This window comes from Kitasatospora sp. NPDC088548 (assembly GCF_044753005.1).
Lineage (GTDB): Bacteria > Actinomycetota > Actinomycetes > Streptomycetales > Streptomycetaceae > Kitasatospora.
The window spans coordinates 105,350-126,695 of record NZ_JBIVMI010000015.1; the positions used below are offsets into that span (position 1 = coordinate 105,350).

General features: G+C 72.0%; 15 protein-coding genes. 5 read left to right on the top strand and 10 right to left on the bottom strand.

Going from position 1 to position 21,346, the window contains the following annotated elements; all coding sequences use genetic code 11:
* Positions 1 to 281: 281 nt before the first annotated feature.
* Positions 282 to 2,252 carry an amino acid transporter gene (locus ACIP82_RS20515; protein WP_400654940.1) on the top strand — a complete coding sequence of 657 codons (1,971 nt, stop codon included), beginning with the start codon at positions 282 to 284 and terminating at the stop codon, positions 2,250 to 2,252.
* Positions 2,253 to 2,275: 23 nt separating this feature from the next.
* Here ACIP82_RS20515 and ACIP82_RS20520 read toward each other — a convergent pair whose 3' ends face one another.
* From ACIP82_RS20520 to ACIP82_RS20540, 5 genes are all read right to left on the bottom strand, one after another.
* Positions 2,276 to 2,545: a GlsB/YeaQ/YmgE family stress response membrane protein gene (locus ACIP82_RS20520; RefSeq protein WP_363610347.1), complete on the bottom strand. Its 270-nt coding sequence runs from the start codon at positions 2,543 to 2,545 to the stop codon at positions 2,276 to 2,278.
* 121 nt (positions 2,546 to 2,666) lie between these two features.
* Positions 2,667 to 3,845 carry a sn-glycerol-3-phosphate ABC transporter ATP-binding protein UgpC gene (locus ACIP82_RS20525; protein ID WP_363610345.1) on the bottom strand — a complete coding sequence of 393 codons (1,179 nt, stop codon included), beginning with the start codon at positions 3,843 to 3,845 and terminating at the stop codon, positions 2,667 to 2,669.
* Positions 3,846 to 3,906: 61 nt separating this feature from the next.
* Entirely contained in the window at positions 3,907 to 4,740 is an 834-nt protein-coding gene (locus ACIP82_RS20530) for a carbohydrate ABC transporter permease (protein ID WP_400654943.1), read from the bottom strand.
* The gene (locus ACIP82_RS20535) at positions 4,737 to 5,651 is read right to left on the bottom strand and encodes a carbohydrate ABC transporter permease (protein ID WP_400655055.1); all 915 of its coding nucleotides are present in this window, start codon (positions 5,649 to 5,651) and stop codon (positions 4,737 to 4,739) included. Before ACIP82_RS20535 ends, ACIP82_RS20530 begins: the two co-directional genes overlap by 4 nt.
* Positions 5,652 to 5,701: 50 nt before the next feature.
* Positions 5,702 to 6,976, bottom strand: a complete 1,275-nt coding sequence (locus tag ACIP82_RS20540; RefSeq protein ID WP_400654945.1) for an ABC transporter substrate-binding protein — start codon at positions 6,974 to 6,976, stop codon at positions 5,702 to 5,704.
* A 305-nt stretch (positions 6,977 to 7,281) separates the two neighbouring features.
* On the opposite strand from ACIP82_RS20540, the gene ACIP82_RS20545 reads away from it, so the two are divergent.
* The gene (locus ACIP82_RS20545; protein ID WP_400654947.1) at positions 7,282 to 10,401 is read left to right on the top strand and encodes a phosphocholine-specific phospholipase C; all 3,120 of its coding nucleotides are present in this window, start codon (positions 7,282 to 7,284) and stop codon (positions 10,399 to 10,401) included.
* A 109-nt stretch (positions 10,402 to 10,510) separates the two neighbouring features.
* On the opposite strand, the gene ACIP82_RS20550 is transcribed toward ACIP82_RS20545, so the two are convergent.
* A complete protein-coding gene (locus tag ACIP82_RS20550; protein WP_363610337.1) occupies positions 10,511 to 10,714 on the bottom strand; it encodes a hypothetical protein in 204 nt (67 codons plus the stop codon).
* 270 nt (positions 10,715 to 10,984) lie between these two features.
* Here ACIP82_RS20550 and ACIP82_RS20555 point away from each other — a divergent pair, with 270 nt between their 5' ends.
* Both ACIP82_RS20555 and ACIP82_RS20560 read left to right on the top strand, forming a co-directional pair.
* On the top strand, positions 10,985 to 13,105 hold the full coding sequence (locus tag ACIP82_RS20555) for an MMPL family transporter (protein WP_400655057.1): 2,121 nt from the start codon (positions 10,985 to 10,987) through the stop codon (positions 13,103 to 13,105).
* A gap of 82 nt (positions 13,106 to 13,187) precedes the next feature.
* Entirely contained in the window at positions 13,188 to 13,691 is a 504-nt protein-coding gene (locus tag ACIP82_RS20560) for a MarR family transcriptional regulator (RefSeq protein ID WP_400654950.1), read from the top strand.
* Positions 13,692 to 13,770: 79 nt separating this feature from the next.
* Here ACIP82_RS20560 and ACIP82_RS20565 read toward each other — a convergent pair whose 3' ends face one another.
* The 4 genes from ACIP82_RS20565 to ACIP82_RS20580 form a co-directional block, all read right to left on the bottom strand.
* Positions 13,771 to 14,142 carry a nuclear transport factor 2 family protein gene (locus ACIP82_RS20565; protein WP_400654951.1) on the bottom strand — a complete coding sequence of 124 codons (372 nt, stop codon included), beginning with the start codon at positions 14,140 to 14,142 and terminating at the stop codon, positions 13,771 to 13,773.
* Positions 14,143 to 14,196: 54 nt separating this feature from the next.
* Positions 14,197 to 17,598, bottom strand: coding sequence for a carboxylic acid reductase (gene car, locus ACIP82_RS20570; RefSeq protein ID WP_400654954.1), 3,402 nt, complete (start codon positions 17,596 to 17,598; stop codon positions 14,197 to 14,199).
* 124 nt (positions 17,599 to 17,722) lie between these two features.
* Positions 17,723 to 18,919, bottom strand: coding sequence for a cytochrome P450 (locus ACIP82_RS20575; protein ID WP_363610329.1), 1,197 nt, complete (start codon positions 18,917 to 18,919; stop codon positions 17,723 to 17,725).
* 148 nt (positions 18,920 to 19,067) lie between these two features.
* A complete protein-coding gene (locus tag ACIP82_RS20580) occupies positions 19,068 to 19,814 on the bottom strand; it encodes an SDR family oxidoreductase (protein WP_400654957.1) in 747 nt (248 codons plus the stop codon).
* 407 nt (positions 19,815 to 20,221) lie between these two features.
* Between ACIP82_RS20580 and ACIP82_RS20585 the strand changes: the two genes are divergently transcribed.
* A complete protein-coding gene (locus tag ACIP82_RS20585) occupies positions 20,222 to 21,310 on the top strand; it encodes an NADH:flavin oxidoreductase (RefSeq protein ID WP_363610325.1) in 1,089 nt (362 codons plus the stop codon).
* The last annotated feature ends 36 nt before the right edge of the window (positions 21,311 to 21,346 follow it).

Below are 21,346 nucleotides of genomic sequence, written 5' to 3' on the forward strand. Positions count from 1 at the left end.
CTCACCCGGCCGGGCCGCCCCCGCCGACCCGCGCGGTCATCCTTGCCGGTCGCGGCTCCGGCCGGAGCCCGCCGCGCTCCGGCGCGCCGAAGGTTCAGCACACCGTGTCACCGCACCGTTCCCGGCCCCGCCGTGACGGCCGTTCAGGGCACCGCGGGCGCGACGCGCGCGGCCGCCCTCCGCCGGACCGGTCGCCCCGTCACATAGCCTGACCGGGCCGTCCGTACGGCGGCCAGGTGGTCCGGAGCCGTGGGCGGCCGGAGTCGTGGACAGGGGTGTACGTGGGCTCGTCAGCTTCGGCCGATCCGGGGGGCACTCCGTCGGGACGGCAGCGTCTGCGGGCGTGGCTGCTGGAGGGCCTGGTCGACCTGGCCAAGCAGCACCCGGGCCCGCACGCCGAGGCCCCCGCCGCGCACCGGGTCCAGCGCTGGTGGCGGGTGATGTGCCTGACCGGTCTGGACTACTTCTCCACACTCGGCTACCAGCCCGGCATCGCCGCCCTCGCGGCCGGTCTGCTCTCCCCGGTGGCGACGATCGTGCTGGTGGCGGTCACCCTGCTGGGAGCGCTGCCGGTGTACCGGCGGGTGGCCCAGGAGAGCCCGCACGGCCAGGGCTCGATCGCCATGCTGGAACGACTGCTGTCGTTCTGGAAGGGCAAGCTCTTCGTCCTGACGCTGCTCGGGTTCGCCGCCACCGACTTCATGATCACCATCACCCTGTCGGCGGCCGACGCCACCGCCCACCTGGTGGAGAACCCCCATCTCAGCGGCGTCCTCGGCGGCAGACAGGTGCTCATCACCCTGGTGCTGATCGCACTGCTCGGCGGGGTCTTCCTCAAGGGCTTCAGCGAGGCGATCGGCCTGGCGGTGTTCCTGGTCGCGGTCTACCTGACGCTGAACGTCGTGGTGGTGGTGACCGGTCTCTGGCAGGTGCTGCACGCCCCGCACGTGGTCACCGACTGGAAGAACGGGCTCACCGCCGAGCACGGCAACGCGATCGCGATGATCGGCGTCGCGCTGGTGGTCTTCCCCAAACTGGCACTCGGCCTCTCCGGCTTCGAGACCGGGGTCGCCGTGATGCCGCACATCGAGGGCGACCCGGACGACACCGAGGAGCGCCCCACCGGCCGGATCCGGGGCGCCCGCAAGCTGCTCACCACCGCGGCCCTGATCATGAGCGTCTTCCTGATCACCACCAGCTTCATCACCACCTTGCTGATCCCCGCCGACGCCTTCAAGGCCGGCGGCCCGGCCAACGGCCGGGCCCTCGCCTACCTGGCCCACGAGTACCTCGGCAGCGCCTTCGGCAGCGTCTACGACCTCTCCACCATCGCCATCCTCTGGTTCGCGGGGGCCTCGGCGATGGCCGGGCTGCTCAACCTGATGCCCCGCTACCTGCCGCGCTACGGCATGGCGCCGCAGTGGGCCCGGGCGGTGCGCCCGACCGTGCTCGTCCTCACCGCCATCGCCTTCCTGGTCACCTGGCTCTTCGACGCCAGCGTGGACGCCCAGGGCGGCGCGTACGCCACCGGCGTGCTGGTGCTGATCAGCTCGGCCGCCATCGCCGTGACCATCGCCGCCCGCAAGGCCCAGCAGCACCGCTGGACCGCGGCGTTCGCCGTGATCGCCACGGTCTTCGTCTACACCACGGCGGTGAACGTGGCCGAGCGGCCCGACGGGGTCAAGATCGGAGCCTGCTTCATCGCCGGGATCATGCTGCTCTCGCTGCTCTCCCGGCTCAAGCGGGCCTTCGAGCTGCGCGTCACCGACGTGGTGCTGGACGAGGTCGCCGAGCGCTTCGTCCGCGACTACACCCACCGCCCGCTGCGGCTGATCGCCAACGAGCCCAACAGCCGGGACCTCGCCGAGTACCGTGACAAGAGCCGCCAGATCCGCGCCGACAACGACATCCCCGCCGACGACGACCTGGTCTTCGTCGAGGTCACGGTGCTCGACCCGTCCGACTTCGAGGCCGAGCTGACGGTCCGCGGCGAGGTGCTGCACGACCGCTACCGGGTGCTCGCGCTGCAGAGCTCCAGCGTCCCGAACGCGCTGGCCGCGCTGCTGCTCCGGGTGCGGGACCTCACCGGCCAGCGGCCGCACATCTACTTCGAATGGACCGAGGGCAACCCGCTCGCCCAGTTCCTGCGGTTCTTCCTGTTCGGCCACGGCGAGGTCGCGCCCGTCACCCGCGAGGTGCTGCGCGAGGCCGAACCGGACCGGGACCGCCGCCCCCGCGTCCACGTCGCCTGAGCCCGGCGGAGGCGGCCGGGGCGCTACCGGCGGGGGTGTGACTTGCTCCAGGCGGGGGCGACGAATGCCACCAGGGCGACGGCGAAACCGATCTGGAGGAGGTGGCGGATCCAGTCGATGCCCGAGGTGTGGCGGACGCCGATCCAGCCGGACACCGCGTTGCCGAGCCAGGCCCCGGCGGCGCCGAGCAGCATGGTCAGCCACCAGGGGATCGACTGCGGTCCGCGGAGGATCAGTTTGGCGAGCACACCGAGCACGAAACCGATGAGCAGGATCCACAGGAGCTGGAACATCGCATTCCACCCTTTCCGGGCTTTCCGGGACGGAGCACCGACCGCGCGAGGGCGCGCGGTTTCCCCATGATCGCCCGGATCGGCCGTTCGGGCATGTCGGCGGCTCCGCCCGCCGGCGTACTCAGCCCTCCGGAAGGGTCAGGTTGGCGCCGCTGTCCGGGTCGAAGACGTGCAGCCGGTCGGTGTCGATCCACAGCTCCAGCGGGCCGCCCTCGACGGCCCGGGTCGCGGTGCCGATCCGGGCGACCACCTCGCGCCCTCGCGCCCCGGCCCCGGTGTCCTTCCGTTCGGCCGCGAACTCCTCCAGGGCGCCCGGGGTGAGGGCCTCGCCCTCCGCCGTGAAGTGGACGTAGACGTCCGAGCCGACCGACTCCAGCACCTCGACGTCCACCGTCGCCGTCCGGCCGCCGTGCGGACGCTCCAGCAGGGCCGCGTCCTCGAAGTGCTCGGGCCGGATGCCGACGATCACCCGGCGCGGCGCGCCGGCCCGGGCGAGCCGGCGCCGGACCGGGTCGGCCATCGCCAGGTCGCCCAGCGCCGTCCGCAGGGTGTCCTGCTCCACGGTGGCGTTCAGGAGGTTCATGCCCGGGGAGCCGATGAACCCGGCGACGAAGAGGTTGACCGGACGGTCGTACAACTCCTGTGGTGCGCCGATCTGTTGGACCAGGCCACCGCGCATCACCACCACCCGGTCGCCGAGCGTCATCGCCTCGACCTGGTCGTGGGTGACGTAGACGGTGGTGGTGCCGAGCCGGCGCTGCAGCCGGGAGATCTGGGTGCGCATCTGCACCCGGAGCTTGGCGTCCAGGTTGGACAGCGGCTCGTCCATCAGGAAGGCCTTGGGGGCGCGGACGATCGCCCGGCCCATGGCGACCCGCTGGCGCTGGCCGCCGGAGAGGTTGGCGGGCTTGCGGTCCAGGTGCTCGGTGAGGTCGAGGATGCGCGCGGCCTCCTCGACCTTGCGGGCGATGACGGCCTTGTCCGTCCTGGCCAGCCGGAGCGCGAAGCCCATGTTCTGGCGGACGCTCATGTGCGGGTAGAGCGCGTAGCTCTGGAACACCATGGCGATGTCCCGGTCCTTGGGCGCGCGGTCGTTGACCACCTGGCCGCCGATCCGCAGGGTTCCCGCGGTGATGTCCTCCAGACCCGCGATCATGTTGAGGGTGGTGGACTTCCCGCAGCCCGAGGGGCCGACCAGGATCACGAACTCGCCGTCCGCGACGGTCAGGTTGAAGTCGTGGACGGCGACGGAGCCGTCCGGGTAGCGTTTGGTGATCCCGTCGAGGACGATCTCGGCCACGCTCTGCCTTCCCGGTCCGCCGGCCGGCGGACCCATCCCTGGACGCGCCCGCCGACCGGGCTCATCCCTTGACTGCGCCGGCGGTGAGGCCGGCCACGATGCGGCGCTGGAACAGCAGCACGAACACCACGATCGGCACCGTGATCACCACGGCGGCCGCGGCGATCGAACCGGTGGGCTGCTCGAACTGCGAACTGCCGGTGAAGAAGGCGATCGCCGCCGGGACGGTCCGCGCCGCGGTGGTGGAGGTGAGCGAGATCGCGAACAGGAAGTCGTTCCAGCAGAAGATGAAGACCAGGATCCCGGTGGTGAACACACCGGGCGCCGCCAGCGGCGCGATCACCAGCCGGAACGCCTGCGCGGGCGTCGCACCGTCCACCTTCGCCGCCTTCTCCAGGTCCCACGGGATCTCCCGGAAGAACGCCGACAGGGTGTAGATCGCCAGCGGCAGCGAGAAGGTCGTGTACGGGATGATCAGGCCGGGCCAGGTGTCGAAGAGGCCCAGCAGCCGCTCGATGTCGAACAGCGGCGAGACCAGCGAGATCGGCGGGAACATCGCGATCAGCAGCGACAGCCCGATCAGCAGACGCTTGCCGGGGAAGCGCAGCCGGGCCACCGCGTAGGCGGCCATGGTGCCCAGCACCACGGCGATGGTGGTCGCGATCACCGCGATGCCGATCGAGTTGACCAGCGCCCGGGTGAACTCCGAGGTCCGGAAGATGCCGCGGTAGTTCGCGAGCGTCCACTGGCGCGGGACGAAGGCCCCGTCGCCGAGCGTGCCCGGGTCCTTGAAGGAGAGCGCGGCGATCCACCAGACCGGGAACAGCGCGTACAGCACCACCAGCAGGTTGACGGCCCCCCAGCCGGTGAGCGTCCTGGTGCGGCGGGATGTCATCGGCGCTCCGTTCCGCCACCGGGCGCCGCGGCGCCGAACACCTTGATGAAGACCAGCGCGATCACGGCCACGCAGAGGAAGATCAGCACCGAGATCGCCGAGCCGATGCCGAGGTTGAGCGCGGTGAACAGGTTGTCGTAGCCGAGGATCGACACCGAGCCGGTGTCGTTGGAGCCCCCGGTCAGGATGTAGATGTTGTCGAAGACCCGGAACGCGTCCAGGGTCCGGAACAGCAGGGCGACCAGGATGGCCGGCTTCATCAGCGGCAGGATCACCAGCCGCAGCCGTTGCCGGAGGGTCGCGCCGTCCACCATCGCGGCCCGGACCGTCTCACCGGGGACCAGCGCCAGCCCGGCCAGCAGCAGGAGCGCCATGAACGGCGTGGTCTTCCAGATCTCGGCCAGGATGATCAGGCCGATCGCCTGCCAGTGGTCGGTGAGCGGCGCGCTGCCCGCCGGGAGCAGGGCCGCCAGATAGCCGGTGCCGGGCGTCCAGGCGTACTGCCAGGAGTAGGCGGCGACGACGGTGACGATGCCGTACGGCACCAGGACGGCGGTGCGTACGGCGCCCCGGCCGAACGCCGCCCGGTGCATCACCAGGGCCAGGGCGAGACCGAGGACCAGCTCGATCGTCACCGAGACCGCGCTGATCAGCACCGTCACCCGGAGCGCCTGCCACCAGAAGGAGGAGGTCAGCACGGCGGCGTAGTTGTCGAACCAGATGAACTCCGCCTGCTGCGGGAACCGCAGGTCGTAGCGGTGGAGGGAGAGGTAGACGGCGTAGCCGACCGGATAGGCCGTCACCGCGGTCATCACGGCCACCGCCGGGGCGCAGAGCAGCCAGGCGAGCCGGCGCTCCTGGCGGGAGCCCGCGGAGAGCCGCCGCTCCGTCGCGGTGGGAGTGGTGGGCACGGTGGGTGCCTTGGGTGTTTCGGGCGTGGTGGGTGCGGTGGGCGGCCTGGTCACGGGATCAGCCCCTTCGAGGCGAGCGCGTCCTCGATCTGGCCGGACAGCGAGGAGACGGTGCTCTCGGGGTCGATCGCCGAGGGCGGCGAGAGCGCGTGCGAGATGGCGATCGAGACGTTCTGGTAGGCGGGTGTCCGCGGCCGGACCGAGGCGGAGTCCAGGGCCGTCAGCACCTCGGCGGCGAACGGGTAGCTCGCCGTCAGCTCGGCGGCGGTGTAGAGGCTGCGCAGCGACGGCGGCAGGCCGCCCTTGAGCGCGTTGACCAGCTGGTTGTCACGGTTGCGCAGGCAGAGGGTGGCCTCGTGGGCCAGTTCGGGGTGGCGGCCGTAGGCGCCGACGGCGAGGTCGATGCCGCCGATCGTGACGCTCGCCGGGCGGTCCGCGGTCACCGCCGGGTAGGGCGCCCAGCGCAGGTGCGGGAACAGCGCGGGCCGGTTGGCCTTCATCGACGGGTAGACGAAGGGGTAGTTGAGCTCGAAGGCGGCCGTCCCGGACTCCATCGCCAGCCGGTTCTGGTCCTCCATCTGGTTGGCGAGCGAGGGGTCGGCGGCGGGGGAGTGCGCGAGGTCCCGGATGATGCCCGCGGCGGTGACGGCGGGCGCCCCGAGCGAGGGGGCGGAGGCGTCCGGGGTGAGGATGGTGCCGCCGGCGCTGGTCACCAGGGTGTTGAACCAGACCGTCAGCCCCTCGTACTGGGCGCCCTGCACCTCGACATGGTGCGGTTTTCCGGCCCTGGCCAGGGCTTCGGCCTGGCCGAGCATCTCGCCCCAGGTGCGGGGCGGGCCGGCCACCAGGTCATCGCGGTACCAGAGCAGTTGGGTGTTGGAGTTGTACGGGACGGCGTAGAGCCGGTCCTTCCAGGTGGCCGTCGTGAGCGCGGCCGCCAGGGTGTCGGCGCGGGCCTGCTCCTTCAGCGCCCCGGTCCACTCGCGGATCCAGCCGGCCTCGGCGAACTCCGGTGCCCAGGTGACGTCCAGGCCCATGATGTCGACGCCCGCGTCGTGCGCCGCGAGCCGGCGGACCAGTTGCTGGCGCTGGCCGTCGGCGGTGCGCGGCAGTTTGTTGTAGCGGATCTCGTAGCGGCCGCCGGAGGCCTGGCCGCAGGTGTCGGCGGCCTGTTGGAGGGCGCCGGAGTCGTCGGGGAAGTTGTACCACTCCAGGACGGTCGGGCCGGTTCCGCCGCCACCGCCGCCACAGGCGGCGAGCACCAGCACCAGTGCGAGCGCGGCCGGCCGGGCGGCCCGGCGCGGGCTTCTGCGGCTCCTCGGCATCTCACTCCCGAACTCGGCGTCCTGCGGGAGGACACGCTAGGGGGTGGCGCGTACGCGGAGTGTGACCTCGGGGGTGACACGCCGGGCCGGGGCCCGGTGGCGGAGGGGGGACGGCTGCCGTCCGGGGCCGGTCAGGGGCGGTGCGGAGGCCTGTCCGGTCGTCAAGTTGTCTGGACAGCTTGGAGTCCACGGGCCGTCACCGAAGCGCCATCCAACACGCCGGTCCCGTCCATCTGGGGCGCATAGACATAACGGGTCTGGGCCGAACGGTGGCCCAGCGCCCGCGAACAAGGAGTCACCCCCCGATGAGTCCGATGCCCGAACTGTCGCGCCGCACCCTGCTCGGCGGCGCGGCGGCGGCCGCGATGCTGTCCGCCCTCCCGCTGAGCGTGCGCGAGGCGCTCGCCGCGCCGGCCCGGCCCGGCCGGCTGGCGGACATCCAGCACGTCGTGGTGTTCATGCAGGAGAACCGCGCGTTCGACCACTACTTCGGCACACTGCCCGGCGTGCGCGGCTTCGGCGACCGGACGGCGGTGCGCGGGGTCAACGGGCGCTCGGTGTTCCACCAGCCCGACCCGGGCCGCAAGGAGGGGCACCTGCTGCCGTTCCCGATGAACGCCGCACACACCAACGCGTACCAGCAGGGCGCCCCCGCCTTCGGCTTCGTCGACTCGATGAAGGCCTGGAACGACGGCCTCGCCGACGGCTCGGTCACCCGCCGCGCCAGCGGCTGGCTCGGCCAGGGCTACTACGAGAGCGCCGACATGCCGTTCTACAACGCGCTCGCCTCGGTGTTCACCACCTGTGACGCCTACTACGCGTCGGTGCAGTGCAACACCAACACCAACCGCGAGCACCTGATGACCGGCACCAGCGGCGGCACCGTGCGCGACACCCCGGTGACCGACAACACCGAGATCCCCGGCGGCTACGAGTGGACCACCTACGCCGAGCGGCTGGAGCGGGCCGGCGTCAGCTGGAAGACGTACCAGGCGCTGGACAACTTCGACGACAACGCGCTGGCCTGGTTCGCACCCTTCGTCAAGGCCAAGCCGGGCGAGCCGCTGTACGAGCGCGGCATGCGCGCCGTCGGCGACCCGGCGAAGAAGAACGACCCGTTCGCGATGGGCGACGCCCTGGTCGAGGCGTTCACCGCCGACGTCCAGGCGGACCGGCTGCCGCAGGTCTCCTGGCTGATCGCGCCCGCCGCGCTCTCCGAGCACGCCAACTACGCGCCGCCGAACGGTGAACACCTGACGGCCCGGCTGCTCGCGGCGCTGGCGGCCAAGCCCGAGGTGTGGGAGAAGACCGTCTTCATCCTCAACTACGACGAGCACGGCGGCTTCTTCGACCACCAGCTGCCGCCCGTCCCGCCGCTGGCGGCCGGGCGCGGCAAGTCGACCGTCTCCGTCGACGGCGAGGTGGTGGTCCGGGTGAGCAAGGGCGGCTCGACCTACCACCGGGTGGTCGGCCAGGACGGCAGGTACCGGGTGAAGGCCGCCGACGGCTCGCTCACCTGGTCGGACACCCTGCCCGCCGGGGAGACCGTGGTCTCCGGCCCGTATCCGATGGGCCTCGGCGTCCGGGTGCCGATGGTCGTCGTCTCGCCGTGGACGCGCGGTGGCGTGGTCGACTCCACCGTCTACGACCACACCTCGGTGCTGCGCTTCCTGGAGCAGCGCTTCGGCGTCCAGGAGCCCAACATCAGCCCCTGGCGGCGCGCCGTCTGCGGCGACCTCACCAACGTCTTCGACTTCTCCGGCCGCAACCCGGTCTGGCCGGAGCTGCCCGACACCAGCGGCAACCGGCAGAAGGTCGTGGACACCGGCAAGCTGCCCGCCCCCACCGTGCCCAGCCCGCAGGTCCTCCCGCAGCAGCAGCGCGGCACCCGCACCGCCCGGCCCGCGCCGTACAACCTGCTGGTCAAGCCGAAGCTCAAGGGCAACGAGCTGACCGTCGACTTCATCAACCAGGGCCGCCAGGGCGCCGTCTTCGCCGTCTACCCCGAGCCCGGCAGCGCGCCCCGCCACTACACGGTGGGCGCCAAGAACCGGCTCTCGGACGTCTGGACGGTCGGGCCCGACGGCTACGACCTGCGCGTGCACGGCCCCAACGGCGCGCTCTGGCACCTGCGCGGCGACGCCGCCGCCGCGTACGAGGTCTCGCTCTCCGAGGAGCGCAACGGCAAGGTGCTGGAGGTGGACGTGATCAACCGCTCGCGCACCGCCCAGACCTTCCTGGTCGGCGACCTCGCCTACGGGGACGGGCTGCGCGAGGTCAGGGTCGCGGCGGGCGACGACAAGACCGTCAACCTGACCGTCGGCCCGGAGGGCTGGTACGACGTCGCGGTGGCCGTCCGCGGCGACCTCGCCTTCCGCCGCCGGATCGCCGGCCGCTTCCCGTGGGACGAGCGGACCGTCACCGACCCGGCGCTGGGCCTGTCCGACCCGCTCGCCCTGGAGGTCGCCCTCAGGGCCGCCTCCACCACCATCGACGAGGCCGTCCTGCTGCCCGGGCGGCCCGCCCGGATCAGCGCCCGGTTCACCGCCGCCGCCGCGCTGAGCGCGATCGAGGCACAGCCGGTCGTCCCGGCCGGCTGGACGGTCACCGCCGTCACCGTGCCGCCCGCCACGCTCGCGGCGGGCGCCACCGGCACCGCCGAATGGGACGTCACCCCGCCCGCCCAGCTGCCCGACGGTGCCACCCACCGCGTCCTGGTCACCGCCCGGGCACTGGCCGGGAACCGCTTCGCCGTCGCCGACGGCGAGATCGCCGCGCGTACCGCCCCCACGATGGCCGGCCACCTGCTCGGCGAGGACTTCGAGTCGCTGGCCGGGGCCCTCCAGCCGCTGGACGGCGTGCTCGGCTGGACCCCGCAGGCCCCGCAGGGCTGGTCGGTGGTCAACGCGCCGGGCATGCCGCAGGGCACCGTCCGGCTCCAGGGCTGGACCTTCCACACCAAGCGGGCCTGGTCCACCCCGGCCGGCCAGGACCGGGGCAACTTCACCCGCGGTCTGGGCGTCCTCGCGGTCGCCGACCCCGACGACTGGGACGACACCGGCGCGCCGTCCCGCAAGGGCGTCTTCGACTCCACCCTGGTCTCGCCCGCTGTCCAACTCCCGTCCGGCGCGAGCACGCTGTACCTCGCCTTCGACTCGCACTACCGTCAGGAGGCTCCGCAGAAGGCCGCCGTGACGGCCGTCTTCGACAACGGCACCGAGATCCGCCTGCTCAGCTACAGCAGCGACGCCACCGGCAACGACAACGCCGGCAAGGACGTCCAGAACGCCTTCGTCACCAAGCAGTTCGCCGTTCCGGCGGGCGCCCGTACGGTGACCCTGAAGTTCCGGATGTACGACGCCGGCAACAACTGGTACTGGGCCGTCGACCACATCCGCCTCGACACCGGGCCCATCGCCGGCTGACCCCCACCGCCGTGCCGGCCCGGCCCGCGCACCCACCGGGGTGCGCGGGCCGGGCCGGGCGGGGCGACGGCCCCGGGTCGGAGCCCGGGGCCGTCGGTGCCGCGAGGGCTCAGAGGAAGTAGATCGCGTCCACCTGCCCGTCCGGGCGGTAGGAGAACCCGAACTCCCCGGCGCCCTGGGCGGGCGCGAGGTTGACGAAGGTCACGGCGTCCTGGACGGTCGCGAACGTGAGGGAGTGCCACGTCTTGACCTGGTCGACGGTCACGGCGAGGGCGGACTTGAGGGTCTTGGCGTCGGCGATGGGGAGGGCCATGGGAACAACTCCTATGGTGAGGGTGTGAGTTGAGGCTGATGGGTCAGCCATGGACTAGTGTGTCCGGGCCGATTTGTTTCTATGCGCACCAACCGCCACTCGATCGGGTGAATCTGCGTGTCCGGATCCCGGAGGCCCTCGGCGGGTGCGCGCTCCCGGTGGCCGCTCCGCCGACGGGGCGGGAGGCCTCTCGACGGTGAAGTCTCTCGATCATCGAGAGATATGATCCCGCTGTCCGTGACCCGCCCCCGCGCGAAGGGCGTTCCCGCCATGCTCACCGCCCCCCCTGCCGTCCGGCGCCGCACCAGGCTGCTGATCCCGCTGTCCCTGCTCGTCGTCTGGCTCGGGCTGGGCGGAGCCTTCGGCTCCTACGCCGGAAAGCTCTCCCAGGTCGCCACCAACGACCGGGCCGCCTTTCTGCCGCGCAGCGCCGAGTCGACCGAAGTGGCGAGGCTCGGACGGGAGTTCCAGACCGGGGCCGCGATGCCGCTGATCGTGGTCTGGGAGAGCCGCACCGGAGCCGTGGACGACGCCCAGCGGGCCGCCGCCGAGCAGGTGCTGCGCGCGGCCGCCGGCGTCACCGGTGCCACCGGGCGGGTCTCGCCGGCCGTGCCCGCCGGGGACGGCCGGGCCCTGCAGGGCGTCGTCCAGTTCCGCTCCGACCTCGGGAGACAGACCGGCGACAGCGTCCGGGCCGTCCGCGAACTCGCCGGGCAGGTCCCGGACTCCACGGTCGGCCTGACCGGGCCGGCCGCGATCCTGGCCGACCTCGGCGGTGCCTTCGCCGGGATCGACGGGCTGCTGCTCGGTGTCGCCCTCGGGGTGGTGCTGCTGATCCTGCTCGCCGTCTACCGCAGTGTGCTGCTGCCGCTGCTGGTGATCCTCGGCGCGGTGTTCGCCCTCGGCATCGCCTGCGCGCTGGTCTACCTGCTCGCCGACCACGGCGTGGTCCGGGTGGACGGCCAGGTGCAGGGGCTGCTGTCGATCCTGGTGATCGGCGCGGCCACCGACTACGGGCTGCTGCTGTCGGCCCGCTTCCGCGAGGAACTGCACCTGCACGGCGACCGGTTCGCCGCGATGCGCACCGCCTGGCGGCAGTCCGTCGAACCGGTCGCCGCCTCCGGGGCGACCGTCGCCCTCGGCCTGCTGGTGCTGCTGATCTCCGACCTGACCAACAACCGGGCGCTCGGGCCGGTCGGCGCGATCGGGATCGGCTGCGCGGTGCTCTCCGCGCTCACCTTCCTCCCGGCCGCGCTGGTGCTGCTCGGCCGCGCCGCGTACTGGCCGGCCCGCCCGGCCGCGGACGGGCGGGCGCCGGTGCACGCCGTCTGGGCCGGGGTGGCCGGGCTGGTCGGCCGGCGGCCGCGCGCGACCTGGGCGGTGAGCCTGGCCGTCCTCGCCGGGCTGGCGGCCTTCGCGCCCACCCTGGACGCGGGCGGGGTGCCGCAGACCGAACTGTTCATCAAGGCCCAGCCCTCGGTGGCCGGCCAGCGGCTGCTCTCCGCGCACTTCGCGGGGGGCTCCGGCAACCCGGCCGTGGTGATCGCCGCCGCCGGGCGGGCCGAGGCCGTCACCGCGGCGGCCGGTGCCGTCCCCGGGGTGGCGGCCGTCCGCCCGTACACCGGCGGGGCGCCGGGCGGGCCGGCCAAGGAGGTGGACGGGAAGGTCCGGCTGGACGTCACGCTCGCCGACCCGGCCGACAGCGACGCCGCGATCGCCACCGCGCGGAGCCTGCGGCAGGCCGTGCACGCGGTGCCGGACGCGGACGCGCTGGTCGGCGGGTACACCGCGCAGCAGTACGACACCCGCGTCACGGCCGAGCGCGACCGGACACTGATCATGCCGGTCGTGCTGGTCTGCGTCCTCGCCGTGCTCGTGCTGCTGCTGCGCTCGCTGCTCGCCCCGGTGCTGCTCGCGGCCACCGTGGCGCTCTCCTACCTGGCGACGCTCGGGGTCAGCGCGCTGGTCTTCCCGCACGTGTTCGGCTTCTCGGCCACCGACCCCTCGGTGCCGCTGTACGGATACGTGTTCCTGGTGGCGCTCGGGGTGGACTACAACATCTTCCTGATGACCCGGGTGCGCGAGGAGGCGCTGCGGGCCGGCACCCGGGAGGGGGTGCTGCGCGGCCTGACGGCGACCGGCGGGGTGATCACCTCGGCCGGGGTGGTGCTCGCCGCGACCTTCGCCGCGCTGGGCGTGATCCCGCTGGCCTTCCTCGCCCAGATCGCCTTCATCGTGGCGTTCGGCGTGCTGCTGGACACCCTGCTGGTGCGCTCGCTGCTGGTGCCCGCGCTGGTCCGGGACCTCGGCGACCGGGTCTGGTGGCCGGCCCGGCCGCGTCCGGTGACGGTCCGCCAGGCCGTCCGGGAGCCGGTCGCGGACCAGGTGTGAGCGGCCGGCGGCCGCGTCCGGCGCTATCCCGGCCGTTAGGCTGAACGGGTAGGAACGCCGTCCGCGACCGGAGAAGATGACCTTGTCGGAGCAGGAGCCGATCACGACCCCGCCGCCCCCGGGGCCGTCCGACACCCCGGTACTCGGCCGGCTGCTCCAGGACCTCGCCTCCGAGATGAACCTGCTCGGCCACGGCTTCGCCGCCGCGAGCGGGCTGCACGCGACCGACGTCCAGGCGCTGCTCGCCGTCATGCGGGCGGCGCCCGGCCCGGCCGGCGGGCCGGGCGGGATCACCCCCGGCCGGCTGGGCGAGGAGCTGGCGCTCAGCTCGGGGGCGGTCACCGCCGTGCTGGACCGGCTGGAGCGGGCCGGGCACGTCCGGCGGACCAGGGACGCCGCCGACCGCCGGCAGGTCCTGGTGCACTACCTGCCGGGGGCGGGGCGGATGGCGGCCGAGTGGTTCGCCCCGGTGGCGCGCCGGACCGAGGCGGTACGCGGCGAGTTCACCGCGGCGGAGCTGGCCGCGGTGGCGCGCTTCCTCGGCCGGATGACCGGTGAGCTGGAGGAGCTGCGCCGGTCGCGCTGAGCGGTGCCGGACGCCGAACGGGCGGCATGGACGGCACGGTTGCGACCGGCTGCCGCGCGGCCACCTGGCCGCCGCCCGACTATCCCGGCGTGCCCGCCGGCACGGTGTAGACGTACTCCTCGATCCGGTCGATGAGGCCGCCGTCGAACCGGAAGTACACCGCGGTGTGGAGTTCGCTGCGGGACCCGTCGGCCATGGCCAGGTGAAGTACTTGCTGCTGGAGCACCTCGTTCGGATTCTGGAACTGGCGGATCACGTCGTACCGCAGCGAATCGAGGGTGGTGACGAAGGACTTGAACTGTTCCAGCCGCTCGTCGATCGCCTGCTCCGCCTTGCCGTCGTTCTGCCACACGGTGGCCCCGTCGGTGCACATCGCCCGGACGCCGGCGAAGTCGTACTCCTCCAGCCGCCGCAGACACCGGATCGCCGTCTCGCTGATGTTCTGTTCCATGCCGGGTTCTCATTTCGTTCTCGTGACGCCACCGCCAACGGGCGGGACCAAGCCCTAGAGCAGGCCGAGCCGGCGCAGGTCGGTGACGTACTTGCGGATGAGGGCCGCCGACAGGTGGGGGATGTCCTCGCCGGGGCCGATCTTGGCGGCTCGTACGGCGGCGTGGAACCGCTCGGCGGGGACCGCCGGACCCGGGCCGCCTTCCTGGGGTTGCGCGAAGGCGTGCAGCAGGGGCAGCAGCGAGTGCGGACGCTGCCTCTCCGGCAGGGCGCGGACCGCGGCCGTGACGCGGGCGAGCCATTCGTCGTAGTCGTCGATCCGCTGGATCGGGTGGCCGGCCTCGGTGAGCCAGTCGGTGAAGGTGTCCAGCGAGATGCCGTCGTCGTGCGGGTTCAGCACGTTGAAGGTCCGGTAGCCCTCGGTGGCCCGCGCGCCCAGCGAGGCGATGGCCTCGGCGGTGAAGTCGACCGGCAGACCGTCGTAGTGCGCGCGGGCGCCGGTCCGGTAGAACGAGCCCGGCGCGATGCCGGTGGCGACCAGGCTGAGCAGCAGCCGGGTGAACATGTCGGGCACGTTCACCTGCCCCGCGTACCGGCTGTGCGCGAGGATCATGTCCGACCGGAAGACGGCGACCGGCAGGCCGCACAGGTCGTGTGCCTCCCGGAGCAGGACCTCGCCGGCCCACTTGCTGGTCGCGTACCCGTTGGCGTAGCCCTGATCGAGCCGCCGCACCGGGCTGGTGCCGCGGATGTCGGCGTCCTCGTCGAGGGCCGCAGCCGCGGCTCCGGCCTGCACGGCGACGCTGGACACGTAGGTGACGGGCTTGATCCGCGTGGTGAGCGCCAACCGGATCAGTTCGGCCGTGCCGACGACGTTGGGTCCGAACAACTGGGTGTACGGCAGCACGTGGTTGACCAGGGCGGCCGGATGGACGATCAGGTCCACGGTGTCGGCCAGCCGGTTCCAGGCGTCCTCGCCCAGGCCCAGGTACGGCTCGCCGATGTCACCCGCGAGCACTTCCAGGGTCCCGTCGGCCAGCTCCCGGTACCGCCGGAGCAGTTCGGCGTCGCCGCTGTCGAAGGCCTTCTCGAGCCGCTTCGCCGCTGCGACCGCGTCGCTTCCGCGGACGACGCAGATCAGCCTGCCGCCCGAGGGCGCCAGCCGCTCCAGCCATTCCAGGCACAGGAACCGGCCGAGGTAGCCGTTGGCCCCGGTCAGCAGGACGGCCCGCACGGCACCGTCGGGGCGGGGCAGCGCCGGGGCGGCGGCGAGCGTCGGCGCGTCGACGAACTTCTCCAGGGTGAGGTCGCCGGCGCGGACTTCGGAGCCGTTCCCGCCGTGGACGGAGGCGAACGTGGGCCGCTTCGCCCCGGACTCGCGCTCCGCCTCGATGTATCCCGCCAACCGCGCCAGGTCGTTGGTCGGGCTGATGACCACCCCGACCGGAACCTCGATGTGGAAGATCTCCTTCATGAGGCTGGAGAAGGACAGCGCGGACAGGGAGTCCCCGCCCAGGGCGGTGAAGTGCGCGTCGGCGCGCAGCTCGGTGTCCGGGCAGCCCAGCAGTGCCTGGGCGGCCCGGCCGACCGTTTCCAGCACCGGCTGGTCCGGCCCGGCCTGCCGCAGTTCGCGCAGTCGCCTGGCCTGCCCGTCGGCGAGTTCGGTGTAGAGCCGTTCGAGGGCCTCGCCGTAACGCTCCCTGAGCCTGGGGCGCAGCAGTTTGTGGCTGTCGGCGAGCAGGCCGTTCGCGGAGCTGAAGGGTTCGGTCTCGATCACGAAGTCGCGGGGGATCTCGTACGAGTTGAGTTCGGCCTCCCCGGCGATCCGCTGGAGCGACGCGCTGAGCAGCGGCTTGAGCGACTCGACGTCCCCGCCGCTCCTGGCCAGCGCCTCCGGGGTGGGCACCACCACCGCGAGCAGGTAGGCGCGTTCACTGTTGCCGTACACGAAGATCTGCCGGACCAGGGGGCCGGCGACGAAGAGGGCCTCCAGGCGGGAGACGGCCACGAACTCGCCCTGGGACAGCTTCAGGACGTCCTTGGTGCGGTCGACGTAGACCAGCCGGTCGGGCCCGAGCTCGGCCATGATGTCGCCGGTCCGGTAGTAGCCGTCCTCGTCGAAGATCTCGGCGGTGACCTCGGGCCGCTGGTAGTACCCGGGAATGACGCTGGCCGTCTTGAGCAGCAGTTCCCCGCGCGGATGCGGGAGGTCGGTTCGGAAGTAGCCCAGTTCCGGGACGTCGACCAGCTTGTAGTCGATCACCGGCGGGCGCTGCACCACCGTGTCGAGCAGCACCCCGCCGGCCTCGGTGGAGCCGTAACCGGTGTACAGGTGGAGATCCAGGCAGGACTCGACGAAGGCCGCCAGCTCGGCGGAGATCGGGGCGGTCCCGACGAAGGCCTTGGCGACGCGCCCGCCCAGGAAGTTCTCCCGCAGCTCCCTCCTCACCGCCGCCTCGACGTCACCCGGCTCGCCGGCCCGCCGGTCCAGCTCGCTCCGGTACTGCTGGAAGAGCATGTCGCACACGCGCGGAACCATGGTCAGCTCCGTGGGGCGGACCAGCGCGATGTCCTCGAACAGGGTGGAGAGGTCGCTCCTGGCGGTGAAGTGGCCGACACCGCCCCGGGCGAGCGAGCCCATCAGCGAATAGCGGCCGGCGAGGTGGCTCTGCGGCATGTAGTGGACGACGATCGCGGGCACGTCCGCCGAGCCGTAGGTGAACCCGTTCCACGCGGTGCCGACCAGCCGCTGGGTGTACATGGCACCCTTGGGGGTCCCGGTGCTGCCGGACGTGTAGATGAGCAGGGCCAGCGGATCGTCGCCGGCGTCGGCGGTGAACAGGGGAGCGGGCGGCAGGCGGGTTCCGCGTTCGATCACCGCGGCCAGCGATTCGACGACCACCGGGCGGCCGGCTTCGGCCAGGCGCCGCCGGGTGGACTCGAAGGCCTCGCGCTGGTCCGCGACCTCGGGGCGGTAGTCGAACACGATCACGCGCTGGATCGACGTTTCCCCGAGAACGGCTTCGACGGCGGTGTCCAGGCGCTCGGTGCTCGCGGCGAGGACGCGCGGCCCGGTCTCCGCGATGATCGGCCGCAGCTGGGACAGCGGCGCGCTGGACTGCAGCGGCACGGAGACGATGCCCGAGTGGATGCAGGCGAGGTCGAGCGTCGCGTAGTCGGTGCTGCTGAAGCCCAGGATGCCGATCCGGTCGCCCGCGCCCAACGGATACTCCGGGTCGTGGTACCAGGTGCCGGCGACCGCACGGACGCGTGTCCACAGTTCGCGGTAGCTGATGGTGCCGAACCTCGGGAGCAGGCGCCCCGTCGAAGGTTCCCTGACACGTTCGCCGAGGGCCGGCCGGTCCCCGTAGCCCTCCATGACGGCCGCCATGACCTCGGCAAGCCCCTTGCCCGGGTCATGCACCGCCGCAGTGATCGCCTCCAGTGGTTCGGCCATGGTCAGCCCTCCCGTAGCGTCCCGGTGATGTCGGCGAGTCGTGCAGGTCGGACTGGGTACTGGTCGAGGGGCAGGGGACGCGGGCGACGACAGCCTCCGGCGACCCTTCCCGCCGGTGAGAGCCTCACCAGCTGACCGGCAGCGCGGCAGCCCCGCGGATCAGGCGCTCGGTCCGCCAGGACACCTGGTCGGCCGGCACCGCGAGGCGCAGACCGGGCAGGCGGCGGACCAGGGACTCGAGCACCACGCGCAACTCCGTCCTGGCCAGCTGCGCGCCGAGGCAGTAGTGCACGCCGTGCCCGAAGGTGACGTGCGGGACGTTCCCGCGGTGGAAGTCGATCTCCTCGGGGCGGTCGAACACCTCGGGATCCCGGTTGGCCAGGGCCAGTTCGGCGACCACGGCGTCGCCGGCGCGAACGGTTCGCCCGCTCAGTTCCACGTCCTCGGTGGCGATACGGGTGAAGCCGGCCAAGGCGCTGATCGGGATGATCCGGGAGAGCTCCTCGACCGCACCGGGCACCAGGCCGGGATCGGCGACGAGCTCCCGCCAGAGACCGGGCTCGGTCAGCAGCGTGTAGACGAAGTTGCCGAGCTGGTTGGCGGTGGCCTCCTGACCGGCGGACAGCAGGCTGACCCCGAGGCTGACCAACTCCTCCTCGCTGAGCCGGTCCCCCTCGTCCCGCACGGTGACCAGCTCGCCGAGCAGGTCGTCGGTGGGGGCGGTACGGCGGAGGGCGACCAGACCGGCGAGGTAGTCGTTGAGGTCTTCGCGGGCCCGCGCGGACCGGGCCGGATCGGACAGCATCAGCAGGCCGTCCACCCAGACGCTGAACCGGTCGCGGTCGGCGACGGGCACGCCGAGCAGTTCGCAGATCACCGTGAGCGGCAGCGGCCAGGTCAGCGTCCGAGTCAGGTCGGCGGGCGGTCCCGCGGCGATCATGGTGTCGATCAGGCCGTTCACGATCTGCTCGATGCGCGGGCGCATCGCCTCGACACGGCGCAGCGTGAAGGCGTTTGCCACCGGGCGCCGCAGCCGGCTGTGTTCCGGCGGGTCCATGCTCAGCATGGAGGTGCTGGGCAGCCCGGCGGAGACCGTGCGGGGCACGTCCTCGCCGACCGCGGCGGCCCGGCTGAAGCGGGGGTCGGCCAGCACCGTCTTGACGTCCGCGTGCCGCGTGACCAGCCAGCCGTCGCCACCGTAGGGCAGGCTCACGCGCAGCACCGGCTGTTCGCCGCAGATCTCGGCCAGCTTCGGGTCCACGTCGAGCCGGTCGGCCGGACCGAACGGATAGGCCGGCACCCCGTCCTCTGTCGCGGTCATCGTGTCCGTCCTTCCCGTCCTGGCAAGCGGTTGTCTGTGCGTCCGTGGTTACTGGGCATACGTGGTGACTGGTCCGGTCGGAGTCCGTGATCCTCGGAGTTCGCGGGTCTGCGGCCGATGCCGGATCCCGTCGGGTGTCAGCCGCTGGTCACAGGGCCGTGGTCCGCCCGCCGTCGATGACGAGATTGCTGCCGGTGATCCACGAAGCGCGTCGGGAGACCAGAAAGCCGACCGCATCGGCGATGTCCTGGGACTGGCCGATCCGCCCGAGCGGAATTTCGTCGGCCCACTCCTCGGACTCGCTGCCGAGATAGTCGACGATCTTCTCGCGGGCCTCGTCCGCCCCCGGTGTCATCACGTTCCCCGGAGAGACGGCGACGACGCGGATGCCGTGCGGTGCCAACTCGGCCGCGAGCCCCTTGTTGTACGTTTCGAGCGCGGACTTGGCGGCGGCATAGTGCAGGATCATCGGATAGGACGAAATGGTGGCGATGGACGAGAGGTGCACGATGACCCCGCCGCCGTTCGCGCGCATGGACGGCACAAGTGCGGAATTGAGCCGGACGGCGGCCAGAAAGTTGATGTCCACCGTGTACTGCCAGTCGTTTTCAATGTCCAGCGCGCTCTGAAAGGCCCGACAGCCACCCGCGTTGTTGACGACGATGTCCACTCCGCCGAGATTTTCCAGCGCGGCGGCCGCGAACCCGCGCACACCGTCCGGCGTGCTGAGATCGGCCCGCACGAACGTGGCCGCGGACGGGGTGTGCTCGGTCGGGTTGCGGGCGGAGGTCACCACGGTGGCGCCGGCGTCGAGCAGGTTCTGTACGATCGCGGCGCCGATACCGCGGCTACCGCCGGTAACCACGGCCCGCTTGCCTTCCAGCCCGTCGGGCATCCTTGCGGTAAGGCGACTTTGGCTCACCCTGGGTTCTGCCCCCTTTTCCTGCCTCGACAACCCTGTCCGCGACACGGATCAGCAGGGGAAATCAGTTCTCCGGTCGCGATTTGCCGTGGGAGTTTCGCTTCGGCCGATCATGGCGGTGCGGAATCACTACGACCACTATCAGCGATCTCGTTGACACGGTCAAGCTGATTATGTCGATGCACTGGATCGCATCAGGCAATCCACCGGCGGCGCAGCCGTCACCACCGGCTGGACGTTTGCGGTCGGAAAGGGCGATAATCATGCGCTGCCCGTGCGGCCACAAAACTTTCCGAACAGCCTGGAAGCGCTTTGTCGGGTTGGGGGAAAGGCGCACACGGGGCGTCTGTCCAAGTAGTGCCGACCATTCGGGAGGAACAATGGCAAGCCTTGACGAGCCGTTCACCGTGGGTGATCTCAGGCTCCCCAACCGGATCGTGATGGCCCCGATGACCAGGATGCAGTCCCCCGGCGGGGTGCCGGGCCAGGACGTGGCGGAGTACTACGCCCGCCGGGCGGCCAACCAGGTCGGGCTGATCATCACCGAGGGCACCTACGTCAACCGCGCTGCCGCCGCCGCGTACGAGAACGTGCCCCACTTCTACGGTGAGGAGTCCCTGGCGGGCTGGGCCCACGTGGTCCGGCGGGTGCACCAGGCCGGCGGCAGGATCATTCCGCAGCTGTGGCACACCGGGGTCGCGCGGACCGGGACCGAGCCGCCCGCCGAGGGCCCGTCCGGGCTCGGGCTGGACGGCGCCCCGACGGGGAGGGCCATGACCCAGCAGGACATCGACGACACGGTGGCCGCCTTCACGGAGGCCGCCGTGGCCGCCGAGCGGCTCGGGTTCGACGGCGTCGAACTGCACGGCGCGCACGGCTACCTGATCGACGACTTCCTGTGGAGCGGCACCAACCGGCGTACCGACCGCTACGGCGGCGACCCGGCCTCCCGCGCCCGCTTCGGCGCCGAGATCGTGCAGGCCGTCCGCGCGGTCGTCAGCCCGGGGTTCCCGGTCTTCTTCCGGCTCTCCCAGTGGAAGGTCAACCAGTACGGGGCCCGCATCGCGGAGAGCCCGGACGAGCTGGCGCAGCTGCTGACCCCGCTGGCGGACGCCGGTGTCGACGTGTTCCACGCCTCGACCCGCCGCTACTGGCTGCCCGAATTCGACGGCAGCGAGCTCAACCTGGCCGGCTGGGTGCGCAAGCTCAGCGGCAAGGCCACCGTGACGGTCGGCTCGGTCGGCCTGGACCGGCAGTACGGGGAGGGCGAATTCGCCCAGGGCTTCACCCGGCAGGCCGGCGTGACCGGCATCGACGAGCTGGTGGCCCGTCTGGAGCGCAACGAGTTCGACCTCGTCGCCGTGGGCAGGACGCTGCTGGCCAACCCGGACTGGGCGGCGAAGGTGCTCCGCGGTGAGCTGGCCCAGACCGTCCCCTACGACCCGGCCGTGCTCAGGACCCTGGCCTGACCGTCACGTTCGGGCGAGCCACGGCATCCGGGCCGC

Excerpts from the sequence above, each read along its gene's own strand:
- ACIP82_RS20520 (WP_363610347.1), bottom strand. The coding sequence starts at position 2,545 with ATGTTCCAGCTCCTGTGGATCCTGCTCATCGGTTTCGTGCTCGGTGTG.
- ACIP82_RS20530 (WP_400654943.1), bottom strand. The coding sequence starts at position 4,740 with ATGACATCCCGCCGCACCAGGACGCTCACCGGCTGGGGGGCCGTCAAC.
- ACIP82_RS20540 (WP_400654945.1), bottom strand. The coding sequence starts at position 6,976 with ATGCCGAGGAGCCGCAGAAGCCCGCGCCGGGCCGCCCGGCCGGCCGCG.
- ACIP82_RS20545 (WP_400654947.1), top strand. The coding sequence starts at position 7,282 with ATGAGTCCGATGCCCGAACTGTCGCGCCGCACCCTGCTCGGCGGCGCG.
- ACIP82_RS20550 (WP_363610337.1), bottom strand. The coding sequence starts at position 10,714 with ATGGCCCTCCCCATCGCCGACGCCAAGACCCTCAAGTCCGCCCTCGCC.
- ACIP82_RS20555 (WP_400655057.1), top strand. The coding sequence starts at position 10,985 with ATGCTCACCGCCCCCCCTGCCGTCCGGCGCCGCACCAGGCTGCTGATC.
- ACIP82_RS20565 (WP_400654951.1), bottom strand. The coding sequence starts at position 14,142 with ATGGAACAGAACATCAGCGAGACGGCGATCCGGTGTCTGCGGCGGCTG.
- car (WP_400654954.1), bottom strand. The coding sequence starts at position 17,598 with ATGGCCGAACCACTGGAGGCGATCACTGCGGCGGTGCATGACCCGGGC.
- ACIP82_RS20575 (WP_363610329.1), bottom strand. The coding sequence starts at position 18,919 with ATGACCGCGACAGAGGACGGGGTGCCGGCCTATCCGTTCGGTCCGGCC.
- ACIP82_RS20580 (WP_400654957.1), bottom strand. The coding sequence starts at position 19,814 with ATGCCCGACGGGCTGGAAGGCAAGCGGGCCGTGGTTACCGGCGGTAGC.
- ACIP82_RS20585 (WP_363610325.1), top strand. The coding sequence starts at position 20,222 with ATGGCAAGCCTTGACGAGCCGTTCACCGTGGGTGATCTCAGGCTCCCC.